Below are 19,712 nucleotides of genomic sequence, written 5' to 3' on the forward strand. Positions count from 1 at the left end.
TTTTTTTCGACTAGTAGAAACCCTTTCGTTTTAAAACACACCTTTGTAGAACTGCAAATGAATAGTCTAACGCCAAAAGTTGCGCTACACTCATTATCAATTGCTACCTTCATTACTCATACTTTCATAACCACCGTTTATTGGACTGACTTATGACTTTCGCTGGCTTTAGCAAACAGACAGTAATGCATATTAATAAAAAAACCCTGCCCATTACGTCACTTATGCTTTTGGCGGCAGCAGTATTGCTACCAGCGTGTAGTACGGTGACGGTCGATAAACAAGCCTCGGCCAAGACCATCTCAGCGCAGCGCGGCAATATCGTCACTGACAATGCGCTAAGTAGCGACACAACATCTGCTTTGCTATCAGCAGGACTGAATGAGCAAGCCTGTATGCAGCAATTTGACTTATGCTTGACTCAGCTCTCTGATAGTATGCTTAACAGGCACTATCGGCCTGCCTTAGCTATTTTTGCAGAACTGCACTATGCAAAAGCGCGTCAACTATCTGATTCAAAAAACTGTCGTAATGCGCTTGCACGCCCGCCACTTGATCCGTATTACGCCAATGCGCCTTTAAGTAATGAGGATTCAAAAACACAGCAAGAAGAGACTGACCTGTGTTTAACCGATTATCAAGCAAGATTGTTTGATGCCGTCAAATACAGCTACACCTATCTATTTTATGACAGTTTGACCCATGACTTTGAAGGTGCAGAGCAAAATAGTAATAGCCATCGTGCGCAAAACCGTATTCCGAATGACAATGATATCCAAACCCAAGATATTTATAACGCTGCTAGCAATGACGTTATTACTCAAATTTATCAATCGACTGAAAACGCCAATAAATTGATGGGTGATACAACAGTAGAGTATTTGCCGATAACTTCTACCAAGCGTGACAACACGGATGAAGCAGCAATTGCCAATCGACCACCGCTAAAGGGCAAAGCAACAGACCAAGTCAAAGTCATGAAAGTAACCGTAAATGACTATAACCTCGATATTTATTTGCCCAACGAAAACAACTATCTGCAAAACGCTCATAAACAAACTTCCGCTTTGGCAGACTTATCATCCACTTATGAGCTACGGCTCTCCGGTCTCAATTCTGTGAGTAAGCGTCCCGGTTTAGGCATCAGCTTGGTGGCGTCGTTGGATGATCGCTATACCACCACAATCCGTCAGTTACTGGTCGCCTCCTTATCTGGTCGACTAACAAATGAAGATAAAAACACCGACGACAGCGAGCCAAGCTCACGTATTTATCCGACTGGACACCTTTTACTAACGGGTCTGATTAAGCCAGACGGCGATAGCGTATTAGATGCGCTGAGCAGTCGTAAGCTTGATATTCATTTATACAATCCGTACCAAACTGAATCCGTAAATATCCTCAATGATGATTACCCACTGGCAGCCAATTTTTCCGCGGGATATGGCTTATGGTTATCAGAAAACCAGTTAGATGGCGTGGGTTATTTAAACTTGATTACGCGCCAGCCAAATGCTCAGCTGCCCAAACTCTTCATGCTTGAGCCTTATGATCCTGATAAACGCGTGTTGATTATGTTGCATGGGCTAGCCTCTAGTCCGGCCACTTGGGTCAATCTTACCAACGATATTCTTAATGATGACAAGCTGCGTGATAATTACCAAGTTTGGCAAATATTCTATCCAACCAATCTGCCTATTTTAGAAAATCGTTATCAGATTCAGCAGTTAATTAACACGACTTACGAGCAGACGGACCCAACAGGACAAAATCGTGCCAGTCAAAACAGTGTGATTATCAGTCATAGTATGGGTGCCATTATCGCTCGTATGATGCTATCTGATGAAAATTTAGTCGATGATTTAGATAAGCTCAATGACAAAGATATCCTCTCTAGTAATGAGAAACAGCAAATCCGTAACGCGCTCAAAACGTCTTTTGGCGAAGATGAATTAAAGGAACGATTTGAGCTACAGGCATTGCCACAAGTAGACACCGCTGTTTTTCTATCTGCACCTTTCCGTGGTACAGATTATGCAGATCGTTGGTTTACGCGGGCGCTGCGCCGTATTGTTTATTTGCCTGTAGGTTTGGTCAAGACATTCACAGATAACTTAGCGACCATTGCAACACAAGGCGACTTGGCGCAAAACCCACTGGGCGCGTTATATTTGCAGAACGGTGCCAGCCAGTTAAGTGACAAGTCTTCTTTTATAGAGTTAACCAAAGACATCACTATTAATGAGCGTATTACTTACCATTCCATCATTGCCAACAATGATGCCGATATCACTAAAGGACTAGCACAAACGCAACCAAATGGTGCCAAAATTGATTTATCGCAAGCGCTAGAAGAAGACGCTAAAGACGAGCGCGCCAGTGTCAGCGTGTCAGAGGACACATCAGAGCTGCCTCCTGAGCCACTGGTTGCTGCCGTCACTGTTGATAAAAATATCAGTCAGGCCCTAACCCAACGTTTATCAGATGGTATTGTTCCCTATACCAGTGCTCACCTAGATGGCGCTGCCTCTGAAACTGTTATCAATGGCGGTCATAGTATTCAAACCAATCCACAAACTATTTTGACGTTGCGACAGATTTTGCATAAACAGTTACAAGAATGATGTATGTTTTTGTTATTGGGGAACATTTTAATGCATGGGACACCAAGTAATAAACAGAACAGATGTTTTATGAAAAAGCACTCGCTATTCCCAAGTCATTGTTATTCATAAATTTAATTTTATTTTCAAGGGTGTTTTATGATTGTTTTTCTGACTGCTAGGTATGCAGCTGTCTAACGGTACGGGTTGCGTGACTATCTAGGGAAGCGCATAATATATACAGCACATGACTGTAATATATGAATTTATAGGGACATAAATTATTCAATTCAGCTAAACAGTGAGTCGCAAGCTTAGCCACAATTTATGCCTAATGTTGCTAAAGTAAAGTTTTGCGTCATTGAGCCATTGCCCGTAATCTTTGTCACCTTGATTTATGTACAGTTACGGACAGTTACTTGAGCGTTGTACGGAAGCCAGCGCTATTCAGCTAACAGATGAGAGTAACCGTTTATGTTCGCTACGTTTATGATTGACCAGCTCGATGCGCTGACACTCGCGCGCATCCAGTTCGCTTTTGTTGTCTCTTTTCATATCGTCTTTCCCGCTTTTTCTATTGGACTTGCCAGCTGGCTGACCGTACTAGAATTTCGTTGGTTAAGAACTGGCAAACCTATCTATGCTGAGGTCTATAAGCACTGGGTCAAGATATTTGCCGTAGTCTTCGGTCTAGGTGTGGTATCAGGCGTGGTGATGTCCTACCAGTTCGGTACCAACTGGGCCGTATTCTCAGATAAAGCTGGCAACGTCATAGGCCCACTACTTGCCTATGAGGTATTGACCGCGTTTTTCTTAGAAGCCTCCTTTTTGGGTATTATGCTATTTGGCTGGGGCCGTGTAAGCAAACGCATGCATTTTACCGCCACTGCCATTGTTGCCATTGGTACACTGATATCAGCTACTTGGATTTTGTCGGCTAACAGTTTTATGCAAACCCCTCAAGGTTTTATGGTGGGTGCAGACGGCCTGCTCTATCCTACTGACTGGCTTGAGATTATATTCAATCCCTCATTCCCTTACCGTTTCGCACATATGGTGACGGCGGCGTTCTTAACCACTGCCTTTGTCATTGGCGGTATCGGTGCCTACTATATCCAGTCCAAAAAACACGCCGAGCACCGTCAGCATGGTCGTGTCATGCTAGGTATGGCAATGATTATGGCCATCTTTGTTGCGCCGGCGCAAGTATTGATCGGTGATGAGCATGGTTTGAATACGCTTGAGCATCAGCCAGCCAAAGTGGCTGCGATGGAAGGTATTTGGGAAGATGAGCGTGGGGCCGCATTGCGTCTCTTTGCGATTCCTGACCAAGAAAATCAAACCAATAAATACGAAGTAAAAATCCCTTATGTCACAGGTTTGATTCTCACCCATTCGTTAGATGGTGAAGTGAAGGGTCTCAAAAACTGGGCACCAGAAGACCAACCTCACGTCATTATTGTGTTTTGGGCGTTCCGTATTATGGTCGCTATTGGTATGTTGATGGTACTGGTCGGTTTATTTAGTGCCTATAAATACTTCAAAAAACAGCAATTCAATCCCGAAAGTGTCTGGTTCCACCGTGCGTGGATGATGATGACACCGCTTGGTTTTATCGCATTACTATCAGGTTGGTTCGTAACTGAAACAGGACGTCAGCCTTGGACGGTTTATGGGGTTATTCGTACTGCTGAAAGTATGTCACCAGTCGCTGCACAGCAGGTAGCCACGACGTTGATTGGTTTTATTGTGCTGTATATATTTGTTTTTGGGGCAGGTAGCTTTTATATCTTGCGTTTGATTGCTCAAGGTCCCAAGCCTTATACAGATCCTGCTGAAGATAATTTCTATGAGCATTCAGTGACAGAGAGCCAAGGTCGCGCGTTAAGTGGTGATAGTAATCCTGCCAAAGGTACTGAAGAAGGCTTAGATGAGCCTGCAAACGATGTCGATGATGGAGGATTACGCTAATGTTTAACTTCGGTGATGTATTAGATTTACCTCTTATTTGGGGCGGTTTGATTGCTTTGTCTGTCTTTGTCTATGTACTGCTTGATGGTTTTGATTTGGGCTGCGGTATCTTGTTCCCTTTTGCAGGCTCAGATAAAAACCGTAGCCGCATGATGAACTCTATCGCACCATTTTGGGACGGTAATGAGACGTGGCTAGTACTAGGTGGTGGTGGTTTATTCGCAGCATTCCCTGTTGCTTATGGCATCATCATGACAGGTCTTTATTTACCCGTGACCGCCATGTTGTTCGGTCTTATCATGCGCGGCGTGGCGTTTGAGTTTCGCTTTAAATCCTCTTCACGTCGGCATGTATGGGATACCTTTTTCTTTGTCGGTTCAGTCGTCGCCACTTTCTCTCAAGGCATTATGCTTGGGGCGTTAGTACAAGGGTTAGAAGCCAGTAACCGTCTATATACTGGTGGCCCATTTGATTGGCTCACACCCTTCTCGATTGTGTGCGGATTTGCCATGATTATTGGTTATGCCTTACTTGGCTCTACGTGGCTTATCATAAAAACAGAGCACACATTACAAGTATGGGCGCGCCAAGTTTCTAGATGGATGCTTACTGCGTTACTAGTGGCGATGGTTGTGGTCACAGCGTTTATGTACTTCTCAGACATCGATGCATTAGAAGGCTGGTTTAGTTTCCCAGATTTGTTATACCTTGCTCCTATGCCTATCATTGTCATGCTTTTATTCTTTATCATGCGTAAAGACTTAAAAACTGAGCGTGAGTATCGTCCATTTTTACTAACGGTTGCCTTATTTTTAATGGGTTACATTGGGGTTTGTTTCGCCCTATTCCCTTATATCGTACCGTATCAAATGACGATTTATGAAGCGGCGGCTGCCGATACTTCGTTATCATTTATGCTGATTGGCGCATGTATCATGTTACCGATTATCTTGAGCTATACAGCATTTGCTTACTATACCTTCAAAGGTAAATCTGATCACAATCCGATGTACTAATCGTTAATCGAGACGGGCAACGGATCGGCTAAAAAGGGTGGCTATTATTGTTTATAGATGGTAGCCACACTTCATACGCTAATCAGGAGATCTCTATGAAAAAGTTCAGTAAAAAACAATCGCAATGGGCATGGTTTGTGGGTCTATATTTAGCAGGATTTTTAGTGGTGTTTACCATTGCTCAGCTAATCAAGTTGGCCATGGGTGTTTAGCATAATTGCCTAATCATACGATTGAGTGCCAGTTAGTTAGCTAATGAGTAGTTTCTTAGATGCTAAATTTGCACTTTTGTCTTGCCAATATACCCTCTAGACATGTTGTAAAAAATAATTCTATATGCATAAAAAAAGCAGCGTTGAATAATCGGCGCTGCTTTTTGTTTATCTTAAATTTATCAGTTTGGCCTACCTGCATGCTCGATATCATGCTGTTCGATAAACTCATTAACCTGTGTTAGACGCTCTGGGGTCCCCACGTCTATCCAATTATCTGTTGTCACTTCAGCGGTAATCTGAAACTTTATCATTGCTTGCTTTAGTAGTGGTGCTAATGCCGCAGGCTGTCCTGATACCAGGCTTTCTACCAATTTTGGTGACATTACGCTAATACCCGCAAAGGTATACTTATCCGCATCGCCCACCGGCTGCTCACTAGCAAGACCGTTATTGATGGCGAAATCGCCGCCATTATTGTGCTCTGGATTATCTATCAATAATAAGTGCGCGCGCTGATCCGCTCCCAATGTATAGTCTGTTAATTGAGAGAAATCATAGGTAGTCCAGACGTCAGAATTGACCAGAATAAACGGTTCATCCTTTAGTTTACCTGATTGTAATGCCTGAAAAATGCCACCTGCGGTCTCAAGTGGTTCATCGTTTTCTACTGACCAATGCAGATTTACGCCATACTGTGAACCGTCACCTAAGGTATTCATTAGCTTGTCCGCTAACCATGAGGCATTGACCGTGATATCGGTGATGCCTGCTGCTTGTAGTGCTTTAATATGCCATACAATAAGCGGTTGACCTGCGACTTCAACCAAAGGCTTGGGCGTCTCAAGCGTTAATGGACGTAGGCGTGTGCCCTTGCCCGCTGCTAAAATCATGGCTTGTGTAATCGTAGAGGTAGACATCTGCGCTCCTATCTTTATTATTTAAATTAATTTAGCTGAGCGTAATCTACGCTGAAACAAACTTCTCTTTATAAGCAGGTAGCACTGCCTCTTGTAGCCATTGATTAAACGGTATAACTGATTGCTTTAGTTCATCGTTGCCATGTTCGGCAAGCCAGTTTAATTCAATAATCAAATCGCGCATGACTTTAGGAATATCCGCCAAATAGCGGTCTTTGCCATCACGCTCAGATAAACGAATAAAAATCCCTAATACCTTTAGATGACGTTGTACGCCTATGACATTCATATCTTTTTCAAACTGCACCGCGCTATCAGCAGTGGTTAGTGACTTTTGTTTTTGTAGCTGCCAAAAGTCCTCAATCCATGCAGATATTTGGCTCTCTGGCCATTCAACATAAGCATCGCGTACTAACGACACTAAATCATAAGCATACGAGCCAATGACGGCATCTTGAAAATCAATCACGCCCAGCTTTGATTTATCTGCTTGATCTTGCATAAGGTTGCGGCTGTGATAATCACGATGGACCACTACTTGTGGCTGTCGCAAAATCTCATTCATTAATGCTGTTTTTAGTTTTCCCCAGACTTGCTCATTTAGCACTATACCAATATAAGGCATAAACCATTCGCTAAATAAATCCATCTCGCGGTCTAATAGTGCTGTGTCATAATCTGGTAGCTGGTGTTGCGACTTTGCCGTTTCTACTGGTACCGTTTGTAGCGCAACTAATGTCTGCATTGCTAGCTGATAGTAGTCATTGATTTGGTCTGCGGTGGCATCGACAAGCAAATGGGCAAACTCTACTGTGCCAAAATCTTGTAATACCAAAAATCCTTTTTCTACATTTTGTGCAGTCAGAGTCGGCACGTTGACAGCAGGTGCCATCAGCTTAGCGACATTGATAAACTGCAGCATCGCATCTTGCTCGTCAGCAGAGTCCATGACGATATAATGCTTGTTGGCGCTTTTGTCTGTCTCTGATAGTTCGATACGATGATATCGGCGGGCACTAGCGTCACCAGGTAAGCTATCTAGACTAAATGTTTGATCTAAAAATACTTGCTGTAACCATTGTTCTAATTGCTGTTGGCGGTTGTTATTTTCATCGATCATATCAGTCTCTAAAGTCATTTTGTCAGTCATATTAGGCATCGCTGGTTAAATATAAGTCATAAATAATTAAAGTAGTGATAAGTCTGACAAATACTTGCTAAAATAGCGATATGCGGCGGTGCTATACAAGCTGCCACAAACGTATTGCTATATCATTCAATACTTGATGTCGGATAGAATCGCTATCGCTACTTAAAAATCAGCATGGCTATATTATAAATTTTGGTAAATAGTGTAGCTGATTTGGTTTTTTTTGACTATGATTAGTCGTCATTATATGTAAAACATCCAAATTTTTGAGAATACATTAGTCATATTTTAGTCGCTCGTTCACTGCTTTATGTCGTTCGGTGATACCGCTACTAAACTCAGTCATGCAATCCAATAAGCTCTGCAATCATAGGTGTGCCCTTGTTATATTCTCCGCTTTACCAAAGCATCCGCTTGATCTTATTTGGTGCCTTAGGTTTATCTAGCCTAACTGTCAGTGCTGCCATTGGTGATGCCAATACGCAAAAAACTGAACCACTCACTACGGACAGTACAGGCAGCTATGCGTCTAATAGTGTGGCGACTGACGCCAATAGTATTAGTCGTACTCAAAGTAATGAGGGCTATCAAGAAGCAGATATTCTAAATGATAGCTATCCAGACGATGCTAATTCTGCTAATACGAACAACGCTACTTTATTAAATGATACTGCGTTAGATAGCAGATTCTCTGAGAACAATGACCTAGATATCACAGATATTAATGAGGCTGCTGACTCTGAAGCTTTTAGCAACGAAGTTTCTAATACTGCTAATTTAAATACAGAAACTAACAACCAAGCAAGCATTGATACACCAGATAGCAGTGCCTTTGTTCCTAAAGCGATAACAACTGACAATGGCAAGCTAGATCTTAATGATGAGAGTATTCAAGCCAGTCTAATGCGCTTAGCAGAGTTTTATGAGCTAACGCCAGATACCGATGCGTCAACATTAAACAATGAGGCTATCAGCACTGAAGCGAACAATACTCATAATAATGCGATGCCTGCTGCACAGACGATTCCAAAGGTCGGTAGAGATTTGCGTCTGTTGCCAAATGCCGTGGACAGTGCCCAGCGCTGTGAAGGTCAATGGGTATATCCGCAGAGTAACCCCAATTATCAACGCGCTGTAAACGAAGCTGGTACGGCAAACGGACAACCAGCACCAAATGTGGCTAGCGTTCCGAACAATCAAGCCCCTTTATTTACCGAGTCTGATTACGGTTATTACAATAACGTGAATTACGCTGAGCTCTCAGGCAATGTAAAAATTGACCAAGGCACTCAGCATATCGAAGCAGAAAAAGTCATGATTGACTTGAGCAATGGCGTTGCAGCTGCTCAAGGCAAAGTCATGTTTACAGATAATGCGACTGGACAGCGTACAAGCAACGTCTCTACAAACAATGCCGCTACGAATAACGGCCAAGCCAGCTTTAATGATAGAGCGGCACAAGGCGGCCTAATTGGCGTTGCAGATAGCTTGAATTACAATACTGAGACTGGTCAATCAACGGCCAATGATGTGGCGTTTGCCAGTGTCGGTCTACAAGCGCACGGCTATGCCAAACGCTTAAACAAACCGAATGAGAGTGAATACGAGCTGGATCAGGTGATGTTTAGTACCTGTCCACCTACCAACCGCAAATGGCAGTTTGAAGCCAAAAGTATCGATCTAAATACCGATACAGGGCGCGGCGAAGCGTATAACACCACTTTCCGTGTTGCTGACATACCCGTATTTTATCTCCCCTACTTTAACTTCCCGATAGACAGTCGCCGTAGTAGTGGGTTTTTATTGCCAAGTGCCAGTGTCAGCAGTGAAAGCGGTCTTGAAGTTGATATTCCTTATTATTTCAACTTAGCACCTAACTACGATGCCACCCTTAACACGCATATTTATACTGACCGTAACCCGATGCTATCAGGTGAGTTCCGTTATCTGACTGAGAGCTATGGGGAAGGTATTTTAAACGGTTCATACTTACCTAACGATAAAGAATATGACGACGAAGATCGTACCAGCTTGTTTTATGACCATACTTGGTCGTCGAAAAGCATTCCACGTTTAAGCGCCGACGCTGAATACAACTATGTATCAGATGCCGATTACCTTAATGATTTTGATACGTTGGGCTTGTCAGACAGCACGATAAACTTGCCACGTCGTGCTCGTGTCAATTATTACAATGATTATGTCGATGGTGAACTGAAAGTAGAAACTTTCCAGACTCTAGATGCATTCACTGATAGTGGTGAAGCGTTAGAAGACAAAGACAAGCCGTACTCACGTTTGCCACAGCTCAAATTAAATTATCGCCTGCCTTGGGCTGAGCGCTTCGATATCACTGGTATTCATGATTCTGCATACTTCAAAAAATCCATTGATGATGGTTCTGAAAACGAAAAAAGTGGCGCACGTATTTATAATAAACTGAGCGCCGCCTACCCGATGGAAACCTCTTGGGGTTATATCAAACCTAAGCTTAGCTTGCAGCATCTATATACGTCATATGATGAAGATAGCTTAGAAGATAATCAGCTTAGTGAAGAAGATGGCAGTCAGTCGGTTTTTGTTCCGCAAGCCAGTATCGATGCAGGACTACACTTCTATCAAGCGGGCTCACCATTTGGTGCGTTTGACGATACGATGGGCGGCTATCGTTTACTTAGCCCACGCGTAAAATATACGTATTCACCGTATAAGAACCAAAACGACATTCCTAACTTTAATACGCGTATTGCCTCTATTAACTATGAGCAGCTGTTTTCAGACAGTTGGTTCTTAGGTCATGATCGCTTGCAGGATTTGCACTCTATTACGCCTGGCGTCAATTATCGTTACATCGATGCAACGGGTGTGACACGTTTTGATGGTAGCATTGCAGAACAGTTCTATCTAGATGATGGACGTGTAACACTTGATGACGATCAGCCAGTATTTACCTCGTCTTCTTCAGGTATGGTATGGGATACCAGCACTCAGCCTTATAATAATTTTTGGGTTGATGTTAGCGGTGCCCTAACCAGTAATTATGATTTGAACTACATTACGACTGAACTTCGTTATCAGCCATCAGACAATAGCTTATTTAATGTGGGTTATGTTAAGCGTCAGCGTGATGACAATACCGATCAGTTGCCATTATCGGCGTTTACCGCTTCCGCTGTTTTCCCTATTAATAACAGCTGGCGTATATTGGCTCAAGGTCAGTACGATTATAATCGTAACAAGATGCTTGATTCACTCATCGGCGTTGATTACGAAGACTGCTGTTTCGGCTTTGCTGTTTATGGTCGCCGCTATTACAATGACCTAAACGTAAAAGACGAGCCAACACAAGCTATTATGGCAGAAGTTAGATTAAATGGTCTTGGCAGCGGTAGTAGCCGCTTGACACGATTGCTTGCTGATAAAATCTTGGGCTTTGAACCTGTACAGACGGCATGGAAAGACTAACCAGTTTTTTGCTAGATTAGAATTATTTACGTAAATATTTATAAGACACTATTTGAACCCCTATTATGGGAAACGCTGTCGAATATTTTATTATTAAGAGTATTGGATAGAGTTGACCAACTACCATCCGATGCAATGACATTGATGAGGAGCATCATGAGATTTTTTTCTTTACGTCAGACTAGCAGAGCAGTATTGCTATCTATGGCAGGCCTTACGCTTACGTTAAGTGCCAACGCTGCTACTGTCAAACCTGCAGCGGCTCAAGCTTCTACTTCTGCTACGCAAAGCTCAGTTGATCGCTTGACGCCAGCCAATAGCACAGACGGTATTATTGCCCTAGTTAATGAAAATGCTATTTTAAAAAGCGAACTGGTTGATGCTATCGAGCAAACCCAAGCACGTGCCAAAGCTGCTGGTGAGCCTATCGCAAACTCAGCACAACTACAGTCTGAAGTATTAAACGCGCTTATTTTGCGTGAACTACAACTGTCTATGGTCAAACGTGCGGGACTGTCTGCCGATGAAGCAGAAATCAATCAACGTCTTGGTCAAATCGCTCAAGCTGAAGGCCTTAATAGCATTGCAGCATTGCAGCAACGTCTAGATGCCGCACAACCTGGTAGTTATGCCAATCTACGTGCCAAACTGATCGAAGAGGCTTCTATCCAAGCGCTACAGCAGCGTCAAATTACTCGCCGAGTACGTATTAGCGAGCAAGATATTGATGCATTTTTGGCCTCACCTGAAGCCAAAAGTCTGAATCAAAGCGAATATCAAACCATTCACGTACGTGTGCCTTATATAGATGACTATAGTCGCCTATCAGCCGCTCAACGTGAAGAAGCATTAAAAGTCGCGCAAGCATTACGTACGCGTTTGCTTGAGCCAAATGTCAACGTCGCTGAAGCCGTTGCTGCTAGCCAAGGTAGCTATCCGATTCCATTGCAAGGTGGAGATATGGGCTTTCACAAGGCTGCTTCTTTACCGACAGAACTGTCTAGCAAAATTACCAAGCTAGACGTTGGTACTGTAAGCGAGCCACTATTGACTCCTGAAGGGATTGATATCATCAAGCTTGCTGATAAAAAAGCCAGCAATACGATGCTGATACCACAATGGCATACTCGCCATATTCTAGTCAAAGTCGATGACCTACAGACTGACGCGCTTGCTGAACAAAAAATCAATGATCTATACGAGCAACTTCGTGGCGGCGCTGACTTTGCTAGTTTAGCTTCAACGTATTCAGATGATCCAGGTTCTGCGGGACGTGGCGGTGATCTTGATTGGGTTAGCGAAGAAGATATGGTTGGTTCATTTGAAGCCACCATGAAAAATACAGCGGTTGGTGACTACTCTGCACCATTTAAGACAAAATTTGGTTGGCATATCCTAAAAGTCGACGGTAAGCGCGATCAAGATATTAGCGAGCAATATCGTCGCAATATGGCACGTCAAGCATTGTATCAACGTTTAGCGCCACAAGCTCAAGAAGACTGGTTACAAGAGCTACGTGCTGGCGCTTATATTCAGATACTTGGCTGATATGTTGCAATAAGCTAGTAGTATTAAGTTAGCGAAAGCACTGAATCGATTTAAACAAAGAAGGGTATATGCTATTGCATATACCCTTCTTTATTTTGCGCAGTTAGATATTTAACTGGAAGCTTTAAAAAAATATCGGAGTTAAGCATTTTAAACTTTATTAAACCAAAATCCACACAAAGAAAAACCCCGAACCTAGGGCGATTGGTTCAGGGTTTCAATACTTCGTGTTATTGTTATTATCTCTCTTCCGTGCTGACTCATCCTAAGTCATTTAACAGTATTATATAAGACAGCGGGCTGACCTGTACTTTTATTGGTACTGTCTCAACACTACATCCATGCGTATCCTTGTGTTGATGGATGTATTATAGGCCAATGAATTTGGTGCCGATAGAAGCTAAAGACTCTATTTTGCGTAAGCATATGCTTACATCACTTTTATGCATTACCGTTAATAAACGGCCTCTTTTATCAACCAAAACTGCGCTGTTCTTGTCTGTGTTCTTCTGACACTTTTTCGCCTTCTTTCTTGCCTTCTTCGATTTTGTTGTCAGTTTCTTGGATATCTTCTGCTTGTGCAGTAGGCGCATTGCCTTCTTGCTTGCTTGCCTCTTCTGGCTCATATTGTAAGGTAGTCATCACAGGAAAGTGATCAGATCCTACGGATGGCATACGCTGAATATCAACTACTGTAAAACAGGCACTATGAAAGATATGGTCTAGAGCCCAACGTAGAAATGGGTATTTAACATGAAAGGTATTAATGAAATGTCGACCAATACGAGGATCTAACAGGCCAGAGATACGTTGGAAACGACGCGTGGTTTTTGACCATGCGACATCATTGAGATCACCTGCCAGTATCGCCGTTTGATCGTTTTCTTTTATATGTTTACCCACCATGAGCAGCTCAGCATCACGCGTGGTGGACTTATCAGCTTCAGTTGGGCTAGGCGGCATAGGATGTAAGCAATATAACCAAACGACGCGGCCTCCTTGCAAACGCAACTGTGTATGGATAGACGGTATATCATCTATCATCAAATACTTAACTTCAGGATCAATTAGCTCAAGCTTAGAATACAAGTGCATACCATATAAATTATCTAGTGGCACTTTCACGGTATAGGGATAGTCAGACTCAACTTGGTGTAGGGCTTGCTCCCATTTCTTATCACTCTCTAACGTAATTAAGATATCAGGCTGCTTTTGCTTAACCAAATCGACCAGCTTCTGCGTTTCATCATTGGGCGTCAATACGTTTGATACCATGATTTTTATTTGATGCGCTTGCCCTTCTGGCTTATCTTTTGCCTTTTGAACTTCTTTTTTCCACAGCTTAGTATATGGCAGTACCATTCTCAGCTGAAATGCTAACGTACCGCTCAATACAACAAACAATATCCACTGCCCTAACTCCCACTCTGAGAAAAACACTATCATGCCAACCCAAGCGATAATACCAAGCACCATTATTTGGATGCGTGGAAACTCAACACCGCGCACCCACCAGTTATCCAGCGGTAACCAGCCCCAGATTGTGACAAAGGCGATGAATCCTGCTAGACCTTGTAAGGCGTAATATAATAGTGAGAGATCCATAAGTAGGTACTAACCGTTGATTGAAATATTGATAGAGCCAATGATGTATATTGGTTAAGCTTTTATTTGATAAGAAATATCGTGGTTGTAACTCACCTGACATCAAATAACTAACGTCGAGTAATTGTGTTTGAGACTTACTTTAGCATTTCAGAAGATTCTCGCCTACTGGTGAGTCTCAATTATGCGACAACTATCATAAAACGTTACAATATTGGCTCACTCAATGTAATGAGTGCTTTATTAAACATTATATTTTTGATGTCGTCAGATAGCCAAGTATCTATTCAACAGTAATAACTTAAAGTTATAGCCGACATAGTTAATAGTGTATAGAAAACGACCAAATAATAGCCAAAACGCCTTGCTTTTTCGCGCCATTCACGGCATTGTTATCGGTTGACGATGCAACAAATAATTGTAAATAGGATTGAACTTCATGAGTGATTTAACAGTAGGTTTGGTAGGCTGGCGCGGTATGGTAGGGTCAGTATTGATACAACGTATGCAGGAAGAAAATGACTTTAACGGGATCAAACCCGTGTTTTTTTCAACCAGTAATGCTGGTGGTGATGCACCAAAATTCGATGGTATTGAAACCGGCCAACTAAAAGACGCTCATGATATTGAAGCACTTGCTGCTTGTGATGTCGTTATTACTTGCCAAGGTGGTGACTATACGTCAAAAGTCCATCAACCATTGCGTGATAGCGGTTGGAACGGCTACTGGGTTGATGCGGCGAGTACGCTGCGAATGAAAGATGACAGCATTATCATTCTTGATCCAGTCAACCGTAACGTTATTGATAGTGCCCTAGCCAACGGCAAAAAAGACTTTATCGGTGGTAACTGTACCGTATCATTGATGCTGATGGCTATCGGCGAGCTGTTTAACAAAGGCTGGGTCGAATGGGTCAGCGCCATGACTTACCAAGCCGCTAGTGGCTCTGGCGCAAACAACATGCGCGAGCTCATCAATGGCATGGGCGTATTACACGATGCCGTTAAAGACGAATTGGCTGACCCTGCTAGTGCGATTCTTGAGATTGATAAAAAAATCGCTCAGACTCAGCGCTCAGCAGACTTCCCTACACAATACTTCGGTGTACCACTGGCAGGTAGCTTGATTCCTTATATCGATGCTCAGCTAGAAAACAAACAGTCAAAAGAGGAATGGAAAGGCGGCGTCGAGACCAATAAGATCTTGGGTAACGATGATACCAGTACGATTCCTATCGACGGTATGTGTGTACGCGTCGGCGCTATGCGTTGTCATGCGCAAGGTTTAACGATAAAGCTGAAAAAAGACATTCCACTAGAAGAAATCGAAGCTGCACTCAAAAACAGTGGCAACGAGTGGTTGGACTTAGTCGAAGATGACAAAGAAGCTACTATGAATCGCCTAACTCCAGTAGCAGTGACTGGCACCCTAACCGTTGCGCTAGGTCGCTTGCGTAAGTTGAATATGGGCCCTGAGTATCTAGGCGCATTTACTGTTGGTGATCAATTGTTATGGGGCGCAGCAGAACCATTACGTCGTATGCTTAATATCATCCGTGAGCAAAACGTCTAACTTAGATACCTTATATTAAGCACAAAAAAGACAGCGATTGCTGTCTTTTTTTATGGATCGACTACTATTTAGATTGATACGCAATCATCACCTCATTACGACGTAAGAATGGTAGCGTCCAAGGTGGGTTATAACGTGCTAATTCAGGCTCGCCTATAGGCGTCAAATTCTGGTTTTGCATCCATGTTTGCAGCGCTTCGGTTTTTTCCGCTACTTTGTCCTCTCCTGCGAGCCAAGAGAACTTAATCACACCGTACGTCTGTGCAGGCACTTCTATAATTTCAACGTTTGGATTGTTTGGCTTTGGCAGTGTTTGCATCGTATATTTACTAGGCATCGTAAATTGTACGCGCCACTTACCATTGTCTTGTTGCATACTGACTGGTGCTGTCATGGCAATTTTTTGTGACTCATTATCACTTTCTTTGTTATCAGCTTGCATCGTGACAGGTACCGTCATACTAATTTTACTACTGTCGCCACTTGGTGCGGTGTTATTACCAAAAATATAGTCCGCTAAAACCTTAAACCCTTCACGACTTGCTGAGTCTTGGTCACCACTCACCCACGTTTGCGCTACTAGCTGCTCATCATAACGACGCAGCTCAAAGTCATCTACTTGGGTCAACACCGTATATTTCGGCTCCTCAGTAGCCATAGCCCCTCCTGATATCAATAATAAACCACTCAATAATAAGTAAGCTGTCTTTTTCATGTCATGTCTCCAGCATCTAAAAGCATGGTGTGGCAATGATTATTACCTCACCTGTATAACTTCTACTGTATCAATAGACCTCTAGCACTGTCTGTGTCTTTTGGCGTGCTATCTGTATTTTTTGGTTATGAAAAAGGGATGTCAAATAAAATCCCTAAAGAACATATTAACTATGTATCGATACCACTAAATATCCATGTCCAAAAAAACCGCTAACAATGCTATAATTAGCGCCATTTTCATAGCTCATATATCGGTTAACATATGCAATTTGTCTTACATAAAACGGCCAGCGGTGCAACGCGTGCACGCCGTGGTACGGTTCATCTCAATCATGGCGACGTGCAAACGCCTGCTTTTATGCCTGTTGGTACTTATGGTACGGTCAAAGGCATGCTGCCACGTGATATCGAAGCCATCGGTGCTGATATTATTTTGGGCAATACCTTCCATCTCTGGTTACGTCCGGGTACTGAAGTCATTGATAAATTCGGTGGCTTACATAAGTTTATGCATTGGGACAAGCCTATCTTGACCGATTCGGGCGGTTTCCAAGTATTCAGCCTCGGCGCAATGCGTAAAATTACCGAAGAAGGCGTAAATTTTAAATCTCCTATCGATGGCGCAAAGGTATTTCTCTCACCAGAAAAATCTATGCAGATTCAGTACAGCTTGAACTCAGACATCGTCATGCAGTTCGATGAGTGTACGCCGTATCCAGCCACTCATGATGAAGCGAAAAAGTCGTTAGAGCTATCGCTACGTTGGGGACAGCGCTGTATCGATGAGCACAACAGACTGGGCAGCACCAACGCATTATTCGGTATTGTACAAGGCAGTATGTATCCTGATTTGCGTCAGCAATCACTTGAAGGCCTGTTAGAGATTGGCTTTGATGGTTATGCTATTGGTGGTCTTTCAGTTGGCGAACCTAAAGAAGAGATGATAGATGTCCTAGACTACCTGCCTGATGATATGCCAGCAGATAAGCCACGCTATCTTATGGGTGTTGGTAAGCCTGAGGATTTAGTTGAGGGCGTACGTCGCGGTGTGGATATGTTCGACTGCGTGATGCCAACTCGTAACGCGCGTAATGGCCATTACTTTGTGACGGGCGATGCAGACAATGCTGGTGTGGTACGTATTCGTAATAGCCAATATCGCAATGATGAAGGCTCATTAGATCCTGAGTGTGACTGCTATACTTGCCAAAACTTTAGCCGTGCTTATCTGTACCATCTTAATAAGTGCAAAGAGATGCTAGGTGCTCAGTTAGCGACCATTCATAACTTACGCTATTACCAACGTTTGATGCAAGGTATCAGAGATGCTATCGAGCAAGATAAATTTGATGAGTTTGTCAGTGAGTTTTATGCCAAACGCGGTCAAACGGTTCCTGAGTTAAACTTGCGTTAATCCTATTTAATATTCACGACCGTATAACGATATCTGTTGAAATAAAAAAGGGCTTAAGAATAATCTTAAGCCCTTTTTCTGTGCTGCTTTTATCACTCAATGATTATCACTTAATGATTTAAGTAGAGTCTATTTTGACTACTATCCCATCAATGACGTCACAAATACTACAATAACAGCGATTGGCGCGATGAATTTCGCAACGATTTGCCACAGCTGCCATGTACCATTAGATAAACCAAGCTCTTGCTGAATGTTACGTTGATCCATTTTCCAACCAACAAATACAATTGCAGCCAGACCTGTTAGAGGCAATAGGAACTTACTAGTAAGCTTATCTAATGCATCAAAGATACCATTACCCATGATAGTAAAGTCAGACCATAGGTTGAACGATAGCAGTGCTGCAATACCTAACAACCAGATTACTGTACTTGCCACGATAGTCGATACAGTACGACTCATCGACGTACGCTCTTCTAATAACTCAACGGTTGGCTCAAGTAACGAGATAGATGAGGTGATAGCTGCAAAGGTAATAAGCAAGAAGAACAATGCGCCAATGATAGTGCCCGCACCCATGCTACCGAAAGCAATTGGTAAACTTACAAAGATAAGACCAGGACCTGATGCAGGATCTAGACCATTGCTAAAGATGATTGGGAAGATGGCAAGACCAGCAGCCAACGCAATAACCGTATCTAAAATAACAACGGTACGTGCTGTTTTTAGCAAGTTTACTTCACGGCCCAAATACGAACCATAAGCAACCATGATACCCATACCAATTGATAGTGTGAAGAATGCATGACCTAATGCTGCAAGCATAACATCAGCCGTTAGTTTGCTAAGATCTGGTGTAAATAGGTAAGCAACTGCTTCACCAAATCCACCGTTAATCACGTTGTAACCAACGATAACGAACAGAATCACACCCAATAATGGCATTAAAATCTTAGCTGTTTTTTCGATACCACTTGTCACACCAATACCAACGATGACAGCGGTTAAGATCATAAATACCGTATGCCAGATCGTCAATGTACCAGCTGATGCAAGCATAGCATCAAAGGTTGCAGCAACAGAGTCACTGTCTTGACCAGCAAAGCTACCTGTTGCAACTTTAGTAATATAGTTAAGCGCCCAACCACCGATCACACTATAGAACGATAGAATTAAGAAGCCACCTAAGATACCAGTAGCACCAACGATGCCCCAGCTACGTGACTTACCTTCAGTCGCTGCTACGTCTGAAAAAGTATTGACTGGGTTTTTTTGACCACGTCGACCAATTAACCATTCAGCAACTAATATCGGAAAACCGACCAGCGCGATACAGAACAAATAGGCAATAACGAAAGCTGAACCACCGCTTTCGCCAACCATGTATGGAAATTTCCATATGTTTCCTAAACCAACTGCTGAGCCTACTGCTGCCAATACGAAGCCAAAGCTTGAGCTCCATTGGGCATGTTCTTGTTTATTGATAGCCATTTTTTCCGTCCTCGTGCTTCAATT

The 19,712-nt window shown here is 42.9% G+C and carries 13 protein-coding genes; 8 read left to right on the top strand and 5 right to left on the bottom strand.

The features are described from left to right. The first annotated feature begins 152 nt into the window (after positions 1 to 152). From JMX63_RS04075 to JMX63_RS04090, 4 genes are all read left to right on the top strand, one after another. Positions 153 to 2,624, top strand: a complete 2,472-nt coding sequence (locus JMX63_RS04075; protein WP_227673235.1) for an esterase/lipase family protein — start codon at positions 153 to 155, stop codon at positions 2,622 to 2,624. 453 nt (positions 2,625 to 3,077) lie between these two features. Next, entirely contained in the window at positions 3,078 to 4,574 is a 1,497-nt protein-coding gene (locus JMX63_RS04080; RefSeq protein WP_227673236.1) for a cytochrome ubiquinol oxidase subunit I, read from the top strand. After that, a complete protein-coding gene (gene cydB / locus JMX63_RS04085; protein ID WP_057759155.1) occupies positions 4,574 to 5,590 on the top strand; it encodes a cytochrome d ubiquinol oxidase subunit II in 1,017 nt (338 codons plus the stop codon). The genes JMX63_RS04080 and cydB overlap by 1 nt, the downstream gene beginning before the upstream one ends. 95 nt (positions 5,591 to 5,685) lie before the next feature. Continuing rightward, positions 5,686 to 5,802, top strand: coding sequence for a DUF2474 domain-containing protein (locus tag JMX63_RS04090; protein WP_101206161.1), 117 nt, complete (start codon positions 5,686 to 5,688; stop codon positions 5,800 to 5,802). A 182-nt stretch (positions 5,803 to 5,984) separates the two neighbouring features. Here JMX63_RS04090 and murU read toward each other — a convergent pair whose 3' ends face one another. Both murU and JMX63_RS04100 read right to left on the bottom strand, forming a co-directional pair. Next, a complete protein-coding gene (gene murU, locus JMX63_RS04095; protein WP_102078120.1) occupies positions 5,985 to 6,722 on the bottom strand; it encodes an N-acetylmuramate alpha-1-phosphate uridylyltransferase MurU in 738 nt (245 codons plus the stop codon). Positions 6,723 to 6,768: 46 nt separating this feature from the next. Continuing rightward, the gene (locus JMX63_RS04100; protein WP_102078121.1) at positions 6,769 to 7,872 is read right to left on the bottom strand and encodes an aminoglycoside phosphotransferase family protein; all 1,104 of its coding nucleotides are present in this window, start codon (positions 7,870 to 7,872) and stop codon (positions 6,769 to 6,771) included. 381 nt (positions 7,873 to 8,253) lie between these two features. Between JMX63_RS04100 and JMX63_RS04105 the strand changes: the two genes are divergently transcribed. Both JMX63_RS04105 and JMX63_RS04110 read left to right on the top strand, forming a co-directional pair. Next, entirely contained in the window at positions 8,254 to 11,337 is a 3,084-nt protein-coding gene (locus tag JMX63_RS04105; RefSeq protein WP_102078122.1) for an LPS-assembly protein LptD, read from the top strand. A 156-nt stretch (positions 11,338 to 11,493) separates the two neighbouring features. After that, positions 11,494 to 12,885: a peptidylprolyl isomerase gene (locus tag JMX63_RS04110; RefSeq protein ID WP_201571139.1), complete on the top strand. Its 1,392-nt coding sequence runs from the start codon at positions 11,494 to 11,496 to the stop codon at positions 12,883 to 12,885. Positions 12,886 to 13,359: 474 nt separating this feature from the next. Here the strand turns inward: JMX63_RS04110 and JMX63_RS04115 are convergent, their stop codons facing one another. Continuing rightward, entirely contained in the window at positions 13,360 to 14,490 is a 1,131-nt protein-coding gene (locus JMX63_RS04115) for an endonuclease/exonuclease/phosphatase family protein (RefSeq protein WP_102078124.1), read from the bottom strand. Between the two features lie 439 nt (positions 14,491 to 14,929). Here JMX63_RS04115 and asd point away from each other — a divergent pair, with 439 nt between their 5' ends. Next, complete coding sequence (gene asd, locus JMX63_RS04120; RefSeq protein WP_201571141.1) at positions 14,930 to 16,063, top strand: aspartate-semialdehyde dehydrogenase; 1,134 nt, start codon at positions 14,930 to 14,932, stop codon at positions 16,061 to 16,063. A 64-nt stretch (positions 16,064 to 16,127) separates the two neighbouring features. Here asd and JMX63_RS04125 read toward each other — a convergent pair whose 3' ends face one another. Further along, positions 16,128 to 16,721, bottom strand: a complete 594-nt coding sequence (locus JMX63_RS04125; protein ID WP_227673238.1) for an SOUL family heme-binding protein — start codon at positions 16,719 to 16,721, stop codon at positions 16,128 to 16,130. Between the two features lie 321 nt (positions 16,722 to 17,042). Here JMX63_RS04125 and tgt point away from each other — a divergent pair, with 321 nt between their 5' ends. Continuing rightward, entirely contained in the window at positions 17,043 to 18,194 is a 1,152-nt protein-coding gene (tgt, locus tag JMX63_RS04130; RefSeq protein ID WP_102078127.1) for a tRNA guanosine(34) transglycosylase Tgt, read from the top strand. Positions 18,195 to 18,335: 141 nt separating this feature from the next. On the opposite strand, the gene JMX63_RS04135 is transcribed toward tgt, so the two are convergent. Continuing rightward, on the bottom strand, positions 18,336 to 19,688 hold the full coding sequence (locus JMX63_RS04135) for a sodium-dependent transporter (RefSeq protein ID WP_102078128.1): 1,353 nt from the start codon (positions 19,686 to 19,688) through the stop codon (positions 18,336 to 18,338). Positions 19,689 to 19,712: the final 24 nt, after the last annotated feature.

It is taken from the genome of Psychrobacter nivimaris, assembly GCF_904846365.1.
GTDB classification, from domain to species: domain Bacteria; phylum Pseudomonadota; class Gammaproteobacteria; order Pseudomonadales; family Moraxellaceae; genus Psychrobacter; species Psychrobacter nivimaris_B.

Coding starts and splice junctions, on each gene's coding strand:
- JMX63_RS04115 (WP_102078124.1), bottom strand. CDS start 14,490: ATGGATCTCTCACTATTATATTACGCCTTACAAGGTCTAGCAGGATTC.
- JMX63_RS04090 (WP_101206161.1), top strand. CDS start 5,686: ATGAAAAAGTTCAGTAAAAAACAATCGCAATGGGCATGGTTTGTGGGT.
- JMX63_RS04125 (WP_227673238.1), bottom strand. CDS start 16,721: ATGGCTACTGAGGAGCCGAAATATACGGTGTTGACCCAAGTAGATGAC.
- murU (WP_102078120.1), bottom strand. CDS start 6,722: ATGTCTACCTCTACGATTACACAAGCCATGATTTTAGCAGCGGGCAAG.
- JMX63_RS04135 (WP_102078128.1), bottom strand. CDS start 19,688: ATGGCTATCAATAAACAAGAACATGCCCAATGGAGCTCAAGCTTTGGC.
- tgt (WP_102078127.1), top strand. CDS start 17,043: ATGCAATTTGTCTTACATAAAACGGCCAGCGGTGCAACGCGTGCACGC.
- asd (WP_201571141.1), top strand. CDS start 14,930: ATGAGTGATTTAACAGTAGGTTTGGTAGGCTGGCGCGGTATGGTAGGG.
- cydB (WP_057759155.1), top strand. CDS start 4,574: ATGTTTAACTTCGGTGATGTATTAGATTTACCTCTTATTTGGGGCGGT.
- JMX63_RS04080 (WP_227673236.1), top strand. CDS start 3,078: ATGTTCGCTACGTTTATGATTGACCAGCTCGATGCGCTGACACTCGCG.
- JMX63_RS04110 (WP_201571139.1), top strand. CDS start 11,494: ATGAGATTTTTTTCTTTACGTCAGACTAGCAGAGCAGTATTGCTATCT.
- JMX63_RS04075 (WP_227673235.1), top strand. CDS start 153: ATGACTTTCGCTGGCTTTAGCAAACAGACAGTAATGCATATTAATAAA.
- JMX63_RS04100 (WP_102078121.1), bottom strand. CDS start 7,872: ATGACTGACAAAATGACTTTAGAGACTGATATGATCGATGAAAATAAC.